Genomic DNA, 16,473 nt, shown 5'->3' with positions numbered 1-16,473 from the left:
TTGGCGATGGCCATGGATATGGGCTGGCGTCAGATCGCCTGGGCGATCCTAGGCATCGGTGGCCTCATCGTGGCGGGCGGCATCCTGCTGGGACTCGGCAACCTGCGCCATGTCCTCTATGGCGACCGGGCCGACGGTGTGGTTGTCGACATCGTGCGCGAAGGCAGCATGTATTCGCCGGTGGTGCGCTTTCGCCTGCCCAACGGCGAATTGCAGGAAGTCACCGATCTCGGCAGCGGCGCGCCCGACTTTTCGAAGGGCGATCTGGTCACCGTGCTCTACATGCCCGAGGACCCGCAGAATATCCGCCTCGACACGTTCGAACGGCTGTGGATGGTGCCGATCATCGCCATCGGCTTCGGCTGCTTCTGGCTGATGTTCGGTGTGGTCGCCTGGGCATTGTCATGCAACGCCGATCTGGCCCAAGTCGGAGAGCGTGCTTTCACGACGATCTCCATCACGGCGCTGGTGATCGGGATCTTTGCGCTGTGGAGTGCGACCGATCTCTACGCCAGTGGTGGCCGTGCGCAGGGCACGGTGGTCGAGATTCGCAAGAGCAGCAGCATCGTGACGGAAGAAGTAACGCTCGCCACCGGTCGCGAGGTGCGGCGCGACGTCGAGCAGGATTCCTATGCGCCGGTCGTGCGCTTCACCACCCAGGAAGGTCGTGAGATCGAGTTCCATGGTCGAGGCGGCAGCGGCACGTCGTTTGCCGAAGGGGATGTGGTGACCGTGGTCTACGATCGCACCAATCCCAGCCGGGCGCGGATCGTATCTTTCCTCGACCTGTGGCTGCCGGCCGTGGTGGCCTTTGCTGTCGCCTTCCTGTTCGGCGGTTCGGCCAAGCTGTCGCGATGGATGCGGCGGCGGAGTACAGCCGCTCAAGGGATCTCGTAGACGGCGACCTCCGAGGTCATCCCGCGCAGCGCCTGGCTTTGCACCATGGGCTTCTGACCGTTGCGTTCGAGCAGGTCGGTGCTTTGCGGATGATCGACGACGGACGCGGTCGCCAGGATCGACTGGGAAACAGCCAATCCCTGAACGCGAGACGCGATGTTCACTGTCTGGCCGAAATAATCCTGTCGCTCGTTGAAGGTTACGGCGAGGCAGGGGCCTTCGTGGATACCGATCTTGAGCAGAAGGTCTTCGCGGCCGTGCGCATCGTTCAGGGCGCGCATGGCGTGGCGCATGCGGAGGGCCGCAGCCAAGGCACGATCAGGCGTCGGGAAGGTCGCCATGACCGCATCACCGATGGTCTTGATCACGGCGCCGCTCTCCGCCGCGACGATCTCGTGCAGGACGCGGAAATGTTCGCGCACAAGGTCGAAGGCCACGAGATCGCCGACCCGCTCATAGAGCTCGGTCGAACCCTTGAGGTCGGTGAACAGGAACGTGAGGCTGGTGATCTTCAGCCGCTGGTCGATATCGAGCGTGTCGGTGCGGTAGATGTCGCGGAAGGTCTGGTTGGAAAGGAGTCGCTTAGCCGTCAGGAAGCGCTTACGGCGGCCGAGCAGCTCATGCATTTTGTCGTTGGCGATCCAAATGCCGGGCAACGTACGGCGAGACGTTTGGTTCTCCAGTTGCAACCGGAGCGGTCCTGGCCGCAGCTCCATCGTCCCCGTCGGCGATCGCAGGTTGTTGAACACCAGCGACAGGTTCTGGCGCTCCCGTGTCGGTTCGCCTTTGACGTCGATGAAGCGCGCCGCATGCGTGACGGGTTCGAACACAATGATGAAGTCGGGGGGAAGCTGCAGCGACAGGATCGCTTTGCTGCCCGGCAGGAGCTCGACGGCATCGAGCGTGATTTCCTCGATCAGCTCGTCGAAATTCTCCGTGGGAAGTTCGATCCCCGATCCCCAGAAGATCTGCCGTGCATAGTCCCACATCGGCATGGTGTCTGGATCGTGCGCCGCGATGCGACGGATCCTCGGGTTCACCGTGAAGGTCACTTCGACCATTTCGTCGAGCGTGGGCTCATAGCCCGCAGCGCAGAGTGCACAGACATATTCCTCGCACCGCACGCTCTTCAGCGAAGCGTTCGAATCGAGGACGCCACCACAGCCCGGGCAAAGCACATTCCACGACATTTCGAAGAGACCGATCCGCGCCGCGTGCAGGAAGGCGCCGATCGTCTCTTCCTCGCCAACATTGTGGCGGCGGGCGAAGTCGAACACGTTGACGCGGCAAAGGTCGGCGTCGGGAGCTGTTCCGACGAGACGCTCCATGGCCGTTACGGTGTCGGCATCTGCCGACTGCCGCAGGACTGCGAACAGGGCTTGCCCATCACTCATAGCTCGAAGCTACACCCGACGGGCGTCCCGAGTCCTTACAAAGCCCGGGTTTCTACAGTCCAGTGCGGTGGATCCAGGTGGCGAGTAGCGTCGCGAGTTCCTGGGGTTTCTCCAAAGGCGCCATATGGCCGCAATCCTCCAAGATGGCGAAGTTGGACTGGGGGAGGTGCTGCGCCATGCGCTCGGTCTCTGCGAAGGTGCGCAAGCGGTCCTGTCGGCAGGCCACGACAAGTGACGGGCAGGTGATCCGTTCCAGATCGGCATAGCCATCGCGACGAACGAGGGCGGCCTGACGCTTGCGGACTTCTGGTCCCAGACGGCGCTGCATGGCGCGCAGCCGGTTGAGCAGCACGGGATCGGTCTCGCGATCGGGATGAAGTCCCATTGCCGTCGTTACCGCACCGGCGGCAGGTGGCGGACGGTCGCCGGGCCGATAGCCAGCCTGGCGCCGCGCCCGCTCCTCGTCGGAGTAGCCGCGCGCGGACGAGGCGACGAAGGCCACGCCTGCCACGCGTTCGGGCGCCATCAGGGTAAGCACGCGCGCCACGAAGCCGCCCATCGAGAAGCCTACCAGCACGAAGCGATCCGGCGCGTCGGCAAGGACACGTTGGGCCATGCCTTCGAGCGACGAGTCCTCGTAGACATTGCCGTAGTGGAGTGAGCCCAGCGCTTCGAGATCGGGGACCATGTCGGTCCAGAGATCCGAGTCGCACATGAAGCCGGGGAGAAGAACAAGGGAACGCAAGCGGCCCGGACTGTACAGCGGCTTCGGGCCGCTGCCTACCTTCGAGCGGCGCAGGACACAGGTCTTCCCGATCTCGATCTGTGATGGTCTGTCAGCCCGGTGGCACGAAGAGCGCGCCCGCCCAGGCCGCGATCACCATCAGGATCAGGCCCGGAATGACGTAAAGCGCGAATGTGCGGCCGCCAGCCGAAACGGCGAAGATCATCTTGGTCAGGGTGTTGGTCGTGAAAGCGACCAGGATCGGGACGATGGCCGCTGGCGGCTCGAGACGGCCATCTGCCACCAGCGATGCCACGGAGATGGCGGCGGAGTGAGCGTCGGCGAAGCCGCCCGCTCCAGCAGCAAGGATGACGCCTGTTTCGCCGAACCAATCCTGTAGTGCCGCGGCAAGGATCAGCACTGCTGCGAGGATGGCGGCGAAGGTGAGGGCGGTTTTGAGGCTGAAGGCGCTCCCTGGTGTTTCTTGCGACTGGCCGCGTTGTTTCAATGCCCAGAGCGTGAAGATGCCACCGTAGAGAACTGCCGCCGTGCCGGAGAGCACCAAGGGCATGACGAAGGCCTCGAGTGTCGGCAGGCTGGTGACGGCGACCAGGACGGCAAGCTGCACGACGGTGGCGACCGAGGACAGAATGGCTCCGGCGACGGCGGGCTTCATGAGTTCCGGCTCTTTGGCCGCCCGCGCGCCCATCGCGCCGATCGTGGCGCTGCTCGAGATGAAGCCCGAAGCAAGACCAGCCAGGGGCAGGCCGAAACGAGAGCCGACTGCGCGGACAGCGACATAGCCCAGCGCCCCCACGGCCATGACCAGGATCACGACGATCCATACCGTGCGCAGATCGAAGGCGCCGTAGGGCCCGATTGGATGATCGGGCAGCAATGGCAGCACGATCAGGGTCGCGCCGGCGAAGACCAGGAGATCGCGAATTTCCTTGGCCGTCAGAACCGACCGGACGAATCGATGCAGTTCGGCACGGGCATTGAGGAGCGCGGCCGTGACCACGCCGATTCCCGCGGCGTAAGCCGGTTCGCGGATCGCGAGCCCGCCCAGCAGTGCCGTTAGCACGAGGGCGATCTCCGTCGTGAGACCTGGATCTGTCTCGCGGGCGTGCCAGTAGGAAAGGCCGGCGAAGGCCGTCACGCCCAGTGTGACGGCCGCCAGCAAAATCTCGCCACCGACGGCGACGCCTGTAGCGCCGGCCAGCGAGGCCAGAGTGAAGGTCCTGAGGCCGGCGGCGCCCCGTGTCGGGCCTTCGCCCTTCTTGCGCTCACGGTCGATGCCGATCAGCAGACCGATGCCGAGGGCGACGAGGAAACCGAAGACGAGGGGATCAAGGGAAAAAGGCATGACTAACGTTGGACTGTAACACGTTCCGCCAACTCACGTTGTGATTCGCGCTTTCCGGGTTGCCAGCTTGAAGGGCATTCCTCACGATTGAGCGTTGCAGGAGACTCCAGCAATGACGACGCAACTCCTCGATGTCTCGCCGCTTTGGCCGGCGACGCTCGATCATATTCGCTACGATTCACCCGACGCTGCCCGGCTCGCGGATTTCTACAGTCGGACGATGGGCATGGCTGTGAGCCAGCTGACCGAGACGGAATTCCTTCTCGAAGCACCGTCACGCACGATCGTGATCGGCCCGGCGCAGGCAGCGGGACACGCTTACAGCGCCTTTGCGCTTCGGGACGGCGATCATCTCAAGACCTATCACTCCTTCCTCGAAGGACAGGGCGTGGCATTGCTGCCGTCGCCGACATCGTTGTTCGGGGCAGATGCTTTCGCAGTGCGCGATCCCGACGATCGGCTGGCCGTTTTCGGAACGAGGGCGCGCGCACGCAGCGCGGCAGGCGCGGACTTAGCGGCCGGCGGCTTGCCCGGCATGTTGCAGCATGTCGTGGTGGCCTCGGCGCGGTTTCCGGCGATGTTCGAGTTCTACGGCAAGACACTCGGCTTCATGGCGTCGGATACCGTGCACAAGGATGGTACAGGGCCTGACGCCGGCGACGTGAATGTCTGCTTCCTGCGATCCGACGAGATGCATCACACCTTTGCGATATTCCGCGCTCCTCAATCGCGGGCCGATCATCACGCCTACGAGACGACTGGCTGGAACGACCTCAAGCTCTGGGCCGACCACTTCGCGTCGCTGGAAATCCCGATCTGGTGGGGCCCCGGCCGGCATGGCGCCGGCAACAACCTCTTCTTCATGATCAAGGACCCGGACGGCAACAACATCGAGATCTCAGCGGAACTCGAGGCGATGGAAAAGGGGCAGCCCGGCAAGAAATGGATCGGCGCCAAGCGTGCGACCAACCTTTGGGGCGAACCCTGGATCAGGGACACGGCGACGACGTCGTGACGGATCAAGACCGGGCGCCTATAGTACCTGCAGCGTTGAGTGAGCGTCTTGTTGGTACAGCCGCACCGCTTATGAGGGGGATGCCATGAGTTACTATGATCTCGGCGCTTACACTCGCGCGATCACCACGAAATCTCCGGACGCCCAGCTCTGGTTCGACAGGGGATTGAACTGGGTCTTCGCCTTCAACCATGAAGAGGCGATCAAGTGCTTCGGCAAGGCGCTGGAGCACGACTCCGGTTGTGCGATGGCCTATTGGGGAATCGCCTATGCGGCCGGTCCGAACTACAACCTGCCCTGGCACCTCTACGATCCTGCCGGCAAGGCCATGGCGCTCGCCGCGGCCTACGATGCCATGCAACAGGCATTGAAGCGTGCGGACCAGGCCACGCCGATCGAGCAGGCGTTGATACGCGCCCTGCCGGCGCGCTATCCGCAGCGTGACCCGATCGAAGACCAGTCCGATTGGGACCGCGCCTACACCAAGGCCATGCGCACGGTCTTTGTTGCGAACCCGACGGATCTCGATGTCCGGTCCGTGCTCGTCGAGGCGATCATGAACGAGACGCCGTGGCAGATGTGGGATCTGTCGACTGGCGGTGTCGCCAAGGACGCGGGCACCGCCGAGGCGGTGAAGCTGCTCGAGGATGCCTTCCGCGATTATCCGGCATCGTGGGATCATCCGGGGCTGCTGCATCTCTATGTCCATCTGATGGAAATGTCGCCATTCCCGCAACGGGCGCTCCGGGCCGGTGACCGGCTGCGTGACCTTGTCCCGGATGCCGGACACCTCATCCATATGCCGACTCATATCGACGTACTCTGCGGCCATTACCGCGATGTCGTCGTCTACAACGAGAAGGCAATCATCGCCGATCGGAAGTTCCTGCAGCGTGAAGGGGCGCTGAATGTCTATGCCCTCTACCGCACCCACAATCATCATTTCGCGATCTACGGCGCGATGTTCCTCGGCCAGTACACTCCGGCTATCCGAGCGGCGCAGGAGCTGATCGACACGACGCCCGAGGAGTTGCTGCGCATTCCATCGCCGCCCATGGCCGATTTCATCGAGGGCTATCTCCCGATGAAACAGCACGTTCTCGTGCGCTTCGGCAAATGGCAGGAGATCATCGACCAGGAATTGCCCGAGGATCGCGATCTCTACTGTTCGACCACGGCGATGATGCTCTACGCCAGGGGCGTCGCGCACTCGACCCTGGGCAATATCGCGGCGGCGGAAGAAGCGCGAGCCGCGTTCCGTAAAGCCAGGGCCAGGGTGCCGGACACGCGGCGCGTCCACAACAACACCGTCGTCGATCTGCTGGCCATTGCCGAGGAGATGCTGAGCGGCGAGCTGGAATACCGTCGCGCCAACTATGATATCGCCTTCGCCCATCTGCGCCGCGCCGTCGCTCTCGAGGACGCGTTGCCGTACGACGAGCCCTGGGGCTGGATGCAGCCGTCGCGGCATGCCCTGGGAGCACTGTTGCTGGAGCAGGGGCATAGCGGCGAAGCGGAAGCTGTCTATCGCGCCGATCTCGGTTTCGATGGCAAGCTTAGCCGGGCCTGCCAGCATCCGGAGAACGTCTGGAGCTTGCACGGTCTCCACGAATGCTTGACCCGGCGCGGCGATACCGTCGAGGCACCTTTGATAAAGGCGCGGCTCGACCTTGCCTCGGCGCGTGCTGAGGTTCAGGTGCGAGCCTCGTGTTTTTGCCGCCGGGCTGCCGCCTGAAGCTTGGCTGCACGCGGTCGAATACTGGACACAATACAGGATGGGTAGCTGCCGACGGGCAAACGGAGAGGAGGGATGGCGCAACCGACCCGCAAACTGACCGCGATAGTCGCAATGGACGTCGTGGGGTACTCGCGACTGATGGGCGACGACGAAAGCGGAACTCACGCGCGTCTCAAGGCCCTCCGCTCCCAACTCATCGAACCCGCTGTCGCGAGACACAATGGCCGGTTGTTCAAACTCGTCGGCGATGGGGTTCTTGTCGATTTTCCCAGCGCCGTTGAAGCACTGAGCGCGGCTATTGAGATTCAGCAAACCGCGACAGGGGCAGAGAAAAGCGCTCTCGAAAGTCATCCGCTTTCGCTGCGTATCGGCTTGCATCTCGGAGACGTGCTCGTTGACGACGAGGACCTCTATGGAGATGGCGTCAACGTAGCAGTCCGACTCGAAGCCGCAGCGCCTGTCGGAGGGATCTTGGTGTCCCGCAGCATCTACGATGCGGTAGCGCGTCGGCTCAAGGCCAGTTTTGAAGACGCGGGAAGGCTCTCTCTCAAGAACATCCATCAACCGGTGGAGGCGTTCACCGTAAAATGGAAATCAAGCGACTGGTCGACGGCGTCGTCAAAGGCTGTCGAGTGGACTCCAGCGGTCCCGAGTGCGCCGACAGAGCCGCCGGTGATTCTTTCCGACAAGCCGTCGGTGGCGGTCCTGCCCTTCCGGAATTTGAGCGGCGACGTCGAGCAGGATTACTTTGCCGATGGCATGGTGACCGAGATCATTACGGCGCTTTCCCGCTTCAAGTCCTTGCTCGTGATCTCTCGCAACTCGTCGTTCACGTACAGGGATAGTTCCATCGACATAAGCAAGGTAGGCCGCGAATTGGGCGTTCGATATGTTCTCGAAGGAAGCGTACGCAAGTCTGGAGAACGAATACGTATCGCAGGGCAGTTGATCGACTGCGAAACAGGTACGCACCTTTGGGCGGAGAGATTCGATGGTTCGCTCGACGGTGTCTTTGAGCTTCAGGATCGTGTGGCCGCGAGTGTCGCTTGCGAACTCGTCCCGCAACTGCGAGTCGCCGAAATCGAACGAGCCAAGCGAAAGCCGACAGACAGCCTGCATGCTTACGATCATTACTTGCGTGCGCTGGCCAATACCTACAAATGGACCAAGTCGGCGCACGAAGCGGCGTTGCCCATGCTCTATGAGGCGATCAGGTTGGACGCGAACTTTGCGGCTGCCTATGCCCTGGCCGGCATGTGTTACACGCTTCGAAAGCAGAGCCGTTGGATGACCGACGTCGCGGCGGAGAGCGCGGAGGCGATACGGCTGTCGCGTCGGGCCATCGAATTGGCTAGCCAGGACGATCCCTGGTCGCTGACGGTCGCCGGCTTCAATCTCGCCTATGTTGCCGAGGAGCTGGAGGTGGGGGCCGACCTCATCGAGAGAGGTCTGATCCTCAATCAGAACTTCGCTCTGGGCTGGCACTTCAGTGGTTGGGTGAAGATCTATCTTGGGGAGCCCGAAGTGGCGCTTGAGCATCTCGAGCGGTCACTGCGTCTTAGTCCTCGCGATCCCAATGTCATGCAGATGAAGACAGCCGTCGCATTCGCATCGTTCTTTGCCGGGCACTACGACGATGCGATGCAACTGGCCCGGAAGGCCGTTGGAGAGGTTCCCAGTTTCTTGCCAGCCTGGCGGATGATTGCAATCAGTGGCGCCCTGAGCGGCCAGCTCGATCACGCCAAGGCGGCAGCGTCGCGAGTCCTGGAACTCGATCCATTGGCTCGGGTCACTACGCTTGTTCCAATGCTTCCTCTGCGCAGGCCGCAGGACCGTGAAAGATACAGGGATGGTCTGCTCCGCGCCGGTATTCCTGAGTAGGAACCCGCGCCTCTGCGATCGGGCGCATTGCTAGTCGCAAGCGCCGGACGTTGCCGGGACGACGTCGGCATTTTGACGATTTCGGCTGTCGAGCCTTAACGCCAGCAAGGCAACGAGCATGGCGGACAGGGGCACCAACGCGGCAACCCAGGTCACGGCGCCGAGACCCGGCCCGCGATCGATCACGAAGCCGCCCAGCCACGCACCGGCGGCGTTGCCGAGATTGAAGGCGGCAATGTTGAAGCTGGAGGCGAGGCTTTGGCCGGCGCCGACGGCTTTCTCCAGCACCCACATCTGTAGGGGCGGCACCGTGGCGAAGGCAGCTGCGCCCAGCAGGGCGATAAAGGCTACAGCCGCAATCCGGTCATGGATTGCGAAGGTCATCAGTGCCAGCACGCCGGCAAGGACTGCAAGGCTTCCCAGGATGCTCGGCACCAGCCGCCAATCGGCCAGTCGGCCGCCGATCAGGTTGCCGGCGATCAGGCCGGCGCCAAAGACGAGCAGGATCGGCGACACGGCCGCGTCCTCGAATCCGGTGATCTGAGTTAGGATAGGGGCGATGTAGGTGAAGACGGCGAACAGACCGCCGAAGCCCAGGACCGTGGTCAGGAGGCCGAGGAACACCGGCGGCCGCGCCAGGGCGCGGAGATCGCTACGCCAGTCACCCTCTTCCGGGGCCGATGTGCCGCGCGGGACGAAGAGTGCAATCACCGCCATGGCGACGACGCCGACCAAGGTCACGGCCCAGAAGGTGGCGCGCCATCCCAGCATCTGGCCGAGCCAGGTGCCGAAGGGGACGCCCAGGATGTTGGCGACCGTGAGGCCGGTGAACATGACGGCGATGGCCGAGGCGCGCCGGTCGGCCGCGACGAGGCCCGTGGCGACCACCGAACCCACGCCAAAGAAGGTGCCATGGGCGAAGGCCGTCACGACTCGCGCCATCATCAGGGAGGCATAGGACGGAGCGAGGGCACAGGCCGCGTTGCCCAGGGTGAAGATCAACATCAGGGTGAGCAGCACGGTCTTGCGGGGCCAGCGCCGCGTCATGACCGTCATCACGGGAGCGCCCACGACGACGCCCAGTGCATAGCCGGAGATCAGGAGCCCGGCCGCCGGGATCGAAACGCCGAGATCGGTGCTGACCTCCAGCAGGAGGCCCATGATGACGAATTCGGTGACGCCAATGCCGAACGCGCCGGCAGTCAGGGCATAGAGGGCAAGCGGCATGGCGGACGACCTTCCGTGGGCAAACAAGGTTTGGAAGGGACGAAATGGTGTGCTGCTGCCCTGTGACGTAGACTTCCTTTCAGAACATGACTTATGAATTGAAATCACAATGAGCCTGCGCGAGATCAACCGGTCCGGGGAGATGGAGGTATTTGCCCAGGTCGTCGATCGCGGCGGCTTCTCCGCGGCGGCGCGGTCGCTCCGCATGAGCCCTTCGGCAGTCAGCAAGCTCGTTAGCCGCCTGGAGCACCGGCTGGGTGCCCGGCTGATCAACCGTTCGACGCGCCGTTTCCAGCTCACGCCCGAAGGCACGCTCTTTTATGAGCGTAGTGTTCGCATCCTCGCCGATCTCGGCGAGGCAGAGCGCGGAGTGGCAGCCAACGAAACGCCCAGCGGACGGCTGCGAGTCAATGCCAACGTGCCGTTTGGCGTCCACTTCCTGCTGCCGTCGCTGCCGAAGTTCCTCGACCGGTATCCCGACATCACTGTCGACCTCACCTTGATCGACACGACGGTCGACCTGATCGTCGAGCGGACCGACGTGGCGATCCGCACCGGCCCGCTGAAGAGTTCCAGCCTGCTCGCCCGCAAGCTGGGGGAGACGCGCCGGGTCATCGTGGGTGCACCGAGCTACTTCGCGCGGCACGGCACGCCGAAGTCGCCCGCCGAGCTGGAGCGGCATAATCGGCTCGGGTTAGGCTTCGTCCGCTCGGTAGATGTCTGGCCACTGGTGCGCAATGGCAAACGCATTGACTTGCCTGTGGCCGGCAATGCGCAGGTAAGCAACGGCGAGGCCCTGCGACAGCTCGTCCTGAACGGGCTCGGTCTGGCGCGACTGGCTTGGTACGAAGTGGCTGCCGACATCAAGGCAGGACGCTTGATCCCGGTGCTGGAGAACTGCAATCCAGGTGATACCGATCCCGTACACGCAGTCTTTCTTGGCCAGGGTGGCTACTTGCCCGCGCGCGTCAGGGCCTTTCTCGATTACCTCGTCGAGACGGTGCGGTTGGCCGAATAGCCCGCCGACAACCCTTTGTCAGGGCTCGTCCATGTCGGCCGGCGTCACGGCACCTCCAAGCAGGCAGCCGATCGCCTGGCCGTCAGCAAAGCCGATGCGCACATGGATTTCGGAAAGCTGACCCATGGCTCGCCCCTGGAAGATTCGGATCAGTCGGTCATTACGGTCGATCGTCGCGTCGGCCAGTAGGCCGAATGCCAGGGCAGCGGCCGCTATGCCGGTCGCTGCATCTTCGGGGTAGCCGGAAGATCGCGGAAACTGGCGGGCTTCGAAGGTCCGTTCGCCCTTGTCCCGGATGGTGTAAGGATACAAGCCAGTGGAGCCGATGCGACGACAGACGGCCTCTACCCGCGCCGGATCGGCGACGAGCGCATTGAGCCGGTCGACATCCTTCATCGGAACCAGAGTCTTGGTCCTCGACGTCACGGCGTTGTGCAGCGGTAGATCTGCGAGGGCATCGCGCCCAATACCGAGAGCGTGCAGGACGTCGTTCGTCTGCTCGGTCGTCAGCGCACCAACGCGCCCGGCCGGTTGGGTAATCTCGACCTTGGGCATGCCATCGGTTCCCTTGCTCAGGAAGCCGGTGACGGGGCCGCTCCGGGTGGCGATGCGTACTGTCGTCTTCGACAGGAGGCTGTTGCGAGCCAGGAGCCACAACGCGCCGACGGTCGCGTGCCCGCACATCTCCATCTCATGGTTGGGCACGTAGAAACGCAGGGTCAGATCGAAGTCTTCCGATTCCGCCGGCAACACGAAGCCGGATTCATGGCCGTGCTTGCGCGCGACGGCTTGCATCTGCTCGCCGCTCATGCCCTTGGCATCGACGACGAGCGGGCAGGGATTGCCGCCCTTTCCCTGGTGCGTGAAGACGTTGACGTGGTCGACCGATGTCATCGATGGATGATCCTGAAGGCTGAGGCTTTGGGTCAGTCGCGCCGCCAGGCCGGCGGGCGTTTGGCGAGGAACGCGTCCACGCCTTCGGCAAAGTCGGGACCGTCGGCAAGATCGACAACGGCTTCGAGCTCGTAGGCCATGCCCTCGTCGAAGCTCATGCCGCCGCCCAGGGTCACGGTCCGCCTGATGGCGGCAAGGGCTGCAGGTGATTTGGCGGCCAGCTCTTCGCCGTAGGCCTGCACTCGCATGCGCAAATCCTGCGGGGCGACAAGCTCGTCGATCAGCCCCCAACGCAGCGCCTGCTCGGCCGACACCAGACTGCCATCGTAGAGATAGCGGATCGCGTTCGGCCGACCGATCAGGCGAACCAGCGCCTGGGTAGTAGCGATCGGCGGAATGAAGCCGATGCGGATTTCGGGCTGGCCGAGCTTGGCATCGGCCGCGGCAAAACGCAGATCGCAATGAAGCGTCATCTCCAGCCCGCCGCCGACCGCCGTGCCGCGGATCGCTGCCAGCAAGGGCTTGGGCGACGAGCGCAGCAAACGGACGATCTCATGGGTGAGCAGCGCCCACTTGCGCATGCCGTCACCCGTCATGCCCTTGAAGACCTTCAAATCGGCGCCGGCGCTGAAATAGCTGTCGACGGCACTCCCTAGCACGATCACGCGTATCTCGGGATCGGCAAGCGCCGCCGCGATGGCGTCGCGGGTTTCCTCGACCATCTGGTGATTGAAGGCGTTGACCGGCGGCCGATTGAAGTCGAGCCAACCGACATGACGGACAGTCGAGGCACGAATGAACGAAGGAGCCTCGGCCATTGGATGGCTGCCTATGCGGCCTGTGACTGCTCGGGATAGAGCGAGAGCAGCCCGGCTTCACTCGCCGGGCAGACGCCACGCTCTGTGACCAACGCCGTTACCAGCCGCGCCGGCGTGACGTCGAACGCCGGATTGGCGGCGGGGCTGCCGTCGGGCAGGAGTTGGACGGTCGCCATGTCGCCTGCCTCGGTGCGGCCGGTGATGTGCGAGACCTCGCGCGCGCTGCGTTCCTCGATCGGGATTTCACGTACGCCGTCCTCGATCGTCCAGTCGATCGTGGGGTAGGGCAGGCCGACATAGAACGGCACGCCATTGTCGTGCGCCGCCAGCGCCTTCAGGTAGGTGCCGATCTTGTTGCAGACATCGCCACGCCGCGTGGTGCGGTCGGTGCCAGTGATGACAAAATCGACCTGGCCATGCTGCATCAGATGGCCGCCGGCATTATCGGCGATCACCGTATGCGGCACGCCATGCTTGCCGAGTTCCCAGGCCGTCAGGCTGGCACCCTGATTACGCGGCCGCGTTTCGTCGACCCAGACATGGATCGGGATGCCGGCATTGTGCGCCTGATAGATCGGCGCCAGGGCCGTGCCCCAGTCGACCGTGGCCAGCCAGCCGGCATTGCAATGCGTCAGCGCGTTGATGCGGTTGCCCTTGGGCTTCAATCGACGGATCAGGCCAAGGCCGTTCTCGCCGATGCGCCGGCAGATCTCGACATCCTCGTCGCAGATTTCGGCCGCGCGCCGATAAGCGGTTTCACGCCGCTTGGCGGCAGGCAGCGGCGCCAGCAGGGCGCGCAGATCGTCAAGCGCCCAGCGCAGGTTCACGGCGGTCGGCCGCGATTCCATCAGCACGGTGTAGGCGCGCGCCAGCATGGCGTCGGACGAATCCGTCGCCATGGCCAGCGCCATGCCATAGGCCGCGGCAGCGCCGATCAGCGGGGCGCCGCGCACGATCATGGTGCGGATCGCCTGCTCGGCGTCCTCCATCGTCTTGAGGTCGCGCACCACGAAACGGTGGGGCAGCAGGGTCTGGTCGATCACCTGGACGGTCGTGCCGTCGGCGCCGAGCCAGATGGTTCGGTAAGGGGTGCCGTCTACTTTCACGCCGCCATTTTAGATGGCGCGCGCCACCGCGTCGATTATTGCCGCACTGTCGAGTTTGTAGGTCCGGTAGAGATCGGGAATGTCGCCGGATTGGCCGAAATTCTCGATCCCCAGCGGCACGACCCTCTGGCCACGCACCGACCCCAGCCAGGAAAGCGCCAGCGGGTGGCCGTCCAGTACCGTCACGATCCGTGCATCGCGCGACAGCGGCGCCAGCAACCGTTCGATCGGGCTCGCGCCGCGATCGACGAGGCCAGCCGTACGGCCGCGATTACGCTGGGCGGCTAGCCAATCGGCATGCAGGCGGTCCGGCGAGGTCAGCACCAGAAGGCCGGCGCCGGCGAAATCGCGTGCGACGCTTTCATGCGCTGCGATCGCTTCCGGCGTGACGGCCCCCATGGCGACGACCGCTACATCCGCGCCGGACTCAGGCGGCGCATACCAGTACGCGCCATTCACGATGTCGGCTTCCTGTTCGGTGGACAGGGTGCGTTCCGGCTGGGGCAAGCTGCGCGTCGAAAGGCGAAGATAGATCGAACCGCCCTTGTCCTGCTGCATGTAGTCGAAGCCATGCCGCATCAGGATCGCGAGTTCGTCGACATAGGTCGGCTCGTAGGAGAGCAGGCCGGGCTGGCCGATGCCGATCAGCGGCGTGTGGATGCTCTGATGGGCGCCCCCTTCTGGGGCAAGCGTCACGCCTGAGGGCGTGGCCACCAGCATGAAGCGCGAGTCCTGGTAGCACGCGTAGTTTAGCGCATCGAGGCCGCGTGCGATGAACGGGTCGTAGAGCGTTCCGATCGGCAGCAGACGGGCGCCGAAGATCTGATGGCTGAGCCCCATCGCGGCGAGCTGCAGGAACAGGTTGTTCTCCGCTATGCCCAGCTCGATGTGCTGGCCGCGTGGCGTCTTACGCCAGAGCTGGGCCGACACGACCTTCAGCTCGCGGAACACGTCTTCGGCCTCGGTATGGGCCCACAGGCCGCGCCGGTTCACCCAGGCACCGAGGTTGGTCGAGACCGTGACGTCGGGGGAAGTGGTGACGATGCGCCGCGCGAGTTCGCTGTCCTCGGCCGCAATGGCATTCAGGATCTTGCCGAAGCCTTCCTGGGTGCTCGACTTCTTGTCGGTGGGACGCGGGAGGGCAGCCGGGATGGCGACCTGCGGCGCGGTAGTCCGCCGCTTGCCCTGAGCGTTGAACGGCGCGGCATCGAGGAAGGGCTCGAGTTCGGCGGGTGCCGCCGCGAGGCCGGCGAACTTCTCCCATTCCTGGCCGTCGGCAATACCCATGCCCTTCTTGAAACCTGCCATCTGGTCCAGGGTCATGAGGCCCGAGTGATTGTCCTTGTGACCGGCGAAGGGCAGGCCCTGGCCTTTGATGGTGTAGGCGATGAAGCAGGTCGGCGTGTCGTCGTTCACGCCCTCGAAGGCGTCGAGCACGGCCTGCATGTCGTTACCGGCAAGGTTCGTCATCAGGCGATGCAGCGCGGCATCGTCGTGCTGCTCCAGAATGCGCCTGACGCCGGGATATTGATTGAGGTCGCGCGTCAGCGCTTCGCGCCAGCCGGCGCCGCCCTTGAAGACCAGCGCCGAATAGAGCGAGTTGGGGCAGTCGTCGATCCACTGCCGAAGCTGTTCGCCGTCCGGTTGGGCAAAGGCCGTCTCCAGCAGCTTGCCGTACTTCAGGGTGACGACGCGCCAGCCCACCAGCTCGAACATCTCGCCGATGCGGCCGAACAGGCGGTCGTTCACCACGCCGTCGAGGCTCTGGCGGTTGTAGTCGATCACCCACCAGAGATTGCGGACGTCGTGCTTCCAGCCTTCGAGCAATGCTTCGAAGATGTTGCCCTCGTCGAGCTCGGCGTCACCGACCAGCGCGACCATGCGCCCGGTCGGCCGCTCCCCGTCGCCCAGATTCTTCAGCCGCACATAGTCCTGCACGATCGAGGAGAAGAGCGTCATGGCGACGCCCAGCCCGACCGAGCCGGTTGAGAAGTCGACGTCGTCTATGTCCTTGGTGCGGGAGGGATAGGACTGCGCGCCGCCCAGCGCCCGGAAGCGTTCCAGCTTCTCGCGCGTCTGATGGCCAAACAGATACTGGATGGCGTGGAATACCGGCGAGGCGTGGGGCTTCACCGCCACGCGATCCTCCGGCCGCAGCACCGAGAAATAGAGCGCCGACATGACCGTCGCCAACGACGCGCACGATGCCTGGTGGCCGCCGACCTTCAGCCCATCGCGATTGGGCCGCAGATGATTGGCGTGATGGATCGTCCAGGCGCTGAGCCACAGCACCTTGCGTTCCAGTTCACGCAGCAGGCGAAGACGCTGGATGGGGGCGAGAGTGGTCATAGCCATCGGCATACGCCTCGCGCGCTGGAAGGTCCTTGCGTTCGGA

The 16,473-nt window shown here is 64.0% G+C and carries 13 protein-coding genes; 5 read left to right on the top strand and 8 right to left on the bottom strand.

The window, feature by feature from the left end; translation table 11 throughout:
* The first annotated feature begins 6 nt into the window (after positions 1–6).
* Positions 7–897, top strand: coding sequence for a DUF3592 domain-containing protein (locus EPO50_RS02055; RefSeq protein ID WP_296340972.1), 891 nt, complete (start codon positions 7–9; stop codon positions 895–897).
* Here the strand turns inward: EPO50_RS02055 and EPO50_RS02050 are convergent.
* The 3 genes from EPO50_RS02050 to EPO50_RS02040 all read right to left on the bottom strand — a co-directional run bounded on the left by EPO50_RS02050 (position 882) and on the right by EPO50_RS02040 (position 4,381).
* On the bottom strand, positions 882–2,291 hold the full coding sequence (locus tag EPO50_RS02050; protein WP_296340971.1) for an adenylate/guanylate cyclase domain-containing protein: 1,410 nt from the start codon (positions 2,289–2,291) through the stop codon (positions 882–884). The genes EPO50_RS02055 and EPO50_RS02050 overlap by 16 nt on opposite strands.
* A gap of 52 nt (positions 2,292–2,343) precedes the next feature.
* Positions 2,344–3,036, bottom strand: a complete 693-nt coding sequence (locus EPO50_RS02045; protein WP_296340970.1) for an alpha/beta hydrolase — start codon at positions 3,034–3,036, stop codon at positions 2,344–2,346.
* Positions 3,037–3,127: 91 nt separating this feature from the next.
* Complete coding sequence (locus tag EPO50_RS02040) at positions 3,128–4,381, bottom strand: DUF4010 domain-containing protein (protein ID WP_296340969.1); 1,254 nt, start codon at positions 4,379–4,381, stop codon at positions 3,128–3,130.
* Positions 4,382–4,493: 112 nt separating this feature from the next.
* Between EPO50_RS02040 and EPO50_RS02035 the strand changes: the two genes are divergently transcribed.
* The 3 genes from EPO50_RS02035 (at position 4,494) to EPO50_RS02025 (ending at position 9,015) form a co-directional block, all read left to right on the top strand.
* Positions 4,494–5,396 (top strand): VOC family protein, encoded by a 903-nt coding sequence (locus tag EPO50_RS02035; protein ID WP_296340968.1) that lies wholly within the window; start codon positions 4,494–4,496, stop codon positions 5,394–5,396.
* 85 nt (positions 5,397–5,481) lie between these two features.
* A complete protein-coding gene (locus tag EPO50_RS02030; RefSeq protein ID WP_296340967.1) occupies positions 5,482–7,131 on the top strand; it encodes a hypothetical protein in 1,650 nt (549 codons plus the stop codon).
* 75 nt (positions 7,132–7,206) lie between these two features.
* Entirely contained in the window at positions 7,207–9,015 is a 1,809-nt protein-coding gene (locus EPO50_RS02025) for an adenylate/guanylate cyclase domain-containing protein (protein WP_296340966.1), read from the top strand.
* Between the two features lie 30 nt (positions 9,016–9,045).
* Here the strand turns inward: EPO50_RS02025 and EPO50_RS02020 are convergent, their stop codons facing one another.
* Positions 9,046–10,242, bottom strand: a complete 1,197-nt coding sequence (locus EPO50_RS02020) for an MFS transporter (RefSeq protein WP_296340965.1) — start codon at positions 10,240–10,242, stop codon at positions 9,046–9,048.
* Between the two features lie 109 nt (positions 10,243–10,351).
* Between EPO50_RS02020 and EPO50_RS02015 the strand changes: the two genes are divergently transcribed.
* Positions 10,352–11,260, top strand: coding sequence for a LysR family transcriptional regulator (locus EPO50_RS02015; RefSeq protein ID WP_296340964.1), 909 nt, complete (start codon positions 10,352–10,354; stop codon positions 11,258–11,260).
* Positions 11,261–11,278: 18 nt separating this feature from the next.
* On the opposite strand, the gene EPO50_RS02010 is transcribed toward EPO50_RS02015, so the two are convergent.
* From EPO50_RS02010 to EPO50_RS01995, 4 genes are read right to left on the bottom strand one after another with little or no spacing between them, the layout of a single operon-like run.
* Positions 11,279–12,154 carry a PhzF family phenazine biosynthesis protein gene (locus EPO50_RS02010; RefSeq protein ID WP_296340963.1) on the bottom strand — a complete coding sequence of 292 codons (876 nt, stop codon included), beginning with the start codon at positions 12,152–12,154 and terminating at the stop codon, positions 11,279–11,281.
* A gap of 32 nt (positions 12,155–12,186) precedes the next feature.
* The gene (locus tag EPO50_RS02005) at positions 12,187–12,972 is read right to left on the bottom strand and encodes an enoyl-CoA hydratase/isomerase family protein (protein WP_296340962.1); all 786 of its coding nucleotides are present in this window, start codon (positions 12,970–12,972) and stop codon (positions 12,187–12,189) included.
* An 11-nt stretch (positions 12,973–12,983) separates the two neighbouring features.
* Positions 12,984–14,078: an S-methyl-5-thioribose-1-phosphate isomerase gene (gene mtnA, locus EPO50_RS02000; RefSeq protein ID WP_296340961.1), complete on the bottom strand. Its 1,095-nt coding sequence runs from the start codon at positions 14,076–14,078 to the stop codon at positions 12,984–12,986.
* Between the two features lie 9 nt (positions 14,079–14,087).
* Positions 14,088–16,433, bottom strand: coding sequence for a transketolase (locus EPO50_RS01995; RefSeq protein ID WP_296340960.1), 2,346 nt, complete (start codon positions 16,431–16,433; stop codon positions 14,088–14,090).
* Between the last annotated feature and the right edge of the window lie 40 nt (positions 16,434–16,473).

Source organism: Reyranella sp. (assembly GCF_004297405.1).
In the GTDB taxonomy this organism is placed as follows: Bacteria; Pseudomonadota; Alphaproteobacteria; order Reyranellales; family Reyranellaceae; genus Reyranella.
The sequence above is the reverse complement of the archived record's forward strand: the minus strand, read 5'-3'. Positions and strand labels throughout refer to the sequence as shown.

What these genes read in the sequence shown, in the direction of transcription:
- EPO50_RS02055 (WP_296340972.1), top strand. Translation starts at nt 7, where the DNA reads ATGGCCATGGATATGGGCTGGCGTCAGATCGCCTGGGCGATCCTAGGC.
- EPO50_RS02050 (WP_296340971.1), bottom strand. Translation starts at nt 2,291, where the DNA reads ATGAGTGATGGGCAAGCCCTGTTCGCAGTCCTGCGGCAGTCGGCAGAT.
- EPO50_RS02040 (WP_296340969.1), bottom strand. Translation starts at nt 4,381, where the DNA reads ATGCCTTTTTCCCTTGATCCCCTCGTCTTCGGTTTCCTCGTCGCCCTC.
- EPO50_RS02035 (WP_296340968.1), top strand. Translation starts at nt 4,494, where the DNA reads ATGACGACGCAACTCCTCGATGTCTCGCCGCTTTGGCCGGCGACGCTC.
- EPO50_RS02030 (WP_296340967.1), top strand. Translation starts at nt 5,482, where the DNA reads ATGAGTTACTATGATCTCGGCGCTTACACTCGCGCGATCACCACGAAA.
- EPO50_RS02025 (WP_296340966.1), top strand. Translation starts at nt 7,207, where the DNA reads ATGGCGCAACCGACCCGCAAACTGACCGCGATAGTCGCAATGGACGTC.
- EPO50_RS02020 (WP_296340965.1), bottom strand. Translation starts at nt 10,242, where the DNA reads ATGCCGCTTGCCCTCTATGCCCTGACTGCCGGCGCGTTCGGCATTGGC.
- EPO50_RS02015 (WP_296340964.1), top strand. Translation starts at nt 10,352, where the DNA reads ATGAGCCTGCGCGAGATCAACCGGTCCGGGGAGATGGAGGTATTTGCC.
- EPO50_RS02010 (WP_296340963.1), bottom strand. Translation starts at nt 12,154, where the DNA reads ATGACATCGGTCGACCACGTCAACGTCTTCACGCACCAGGGAAAGGGC.
- EPO50_RS02005 (WP_296340962.1), bottom strand. Translation starts at nt 12,972, where the DNA reads ATGGCCGAGGCTCCTTCGTTCATTCGTGCCTCGACTGTCCGTCATGTC.
- EPO50_RS01995 (WP_296340960.1), bottom strand. Translation starts at nt 16,433, where the DNA reads ATGGCTATGACCACTCTCGCCCCCATCCAGCGTCTTCGCCTGCTGCGT.